Origin of the sequence: Bartonella queenslandensis AUST/NH15 (assembly GCF_000312585.1) — a bacterium.
Lineage (GTDB): Bacteria > Pseudomonadota > Alphaproteobacteria > Rhizobiales > Rhizobiaceae > Bartonella > Bartonella queenslandensis_A.
In genome coordinates, this window is the sequence record NZ_HE998180.1 from 1 (window position 1) to 810 (window position 810).

General features: G+C 32.6%; 1 protein-coding gene. It reads right to left on the reverse strand.

Going from position 1 to position 810, the window contains the following annotated elements; all coding sequences use genetic code 11:
- Positions 1–224 precede the first annotated feature (224 nt).
- Positions 225–554 (reverse strand): helix-turn-helix domain-containing protein, encoded by a 330-nt coding sequence (locus BN338_RS09805; RefSeq protein ID WP_019220317.1) that lies wholly within the window; start codon positions 552–554, stop codon positions 225–227.
- Positions 555–810: the final 256 nt, after the last annotated feature.

Genomic DNA, 810 nt, shown 5'->3' on the forward strand with positions numbered 1-810 from the left:
CAAATGCCTCCATAAGCCTATTGGCAAAAGTTATTTTCTAAGATATGGAGTGAATACATGCAAAAAGTGCAAGTGTCAACATAAAAATGTAAAAAGTGCATATTTATGTTAGGTATATTTTTTTAAGAAATGCACTATCCACAATTTATGGAGATACAAAATGCAAATAGCGGAACAAGAATCTAACCTTTTAAAAGGGTTTTCTCAGAAAGAAAAGGAAACTATTACTTATCTTTTGATTGCCTTAAAAACTCAATATATAAAATCACAGACTTCTTGTTTTCTTCAGAAAGATCACGATAAAAATTCATAAACTCTTGATCAACATCATTGAAGAAATTTGGGGGGGGCTCGTTAAAAAACTCGGCTATTTTAACTAGTTCCCCAATACTAATGCTTCTTGATTTTCCATTTTTGTAAGGATTAATCATTCTGCTTATAGTGGACTGATGGATTCCTAAGTAGGCAGCTAGTTCTATTTGAGCACCGTGTCCGCGCTCGTCTAATTTTTTTTCTAGCCATTGTTGAATGCTTTTTTCAATATTGCTACTCATAATCTAAACATTATCCTTAAAAATACGTAAAATGCAAAAATGTGAAAAGTGCATTTTTTGTTGACATATGTAAAAAGTGCAATTATTTATTGCGCTGTTATGGAGATTACATATGCCTGCGAGATTAATTATAAAATATTTAGGTGGTTTAAAAACTGTAGCAGCCATAGTGCAAAGAGATGTGTCATCTGTTTCTAGATGGCGTAGTTGTATACCAGCAAAGCACCAACAAAAATTATTAACCTACGCACGCGAG

What these genes read in the sequence shown, in the direction of transcription:
- BN338_RS09805 (WP_019220317.1), bottom strand. Translation starts at nt 554, where the DNA reads ATGAGTAGCAATATTGAAAAAAGCATTCAACAATGGCTAGAAAAAAAA.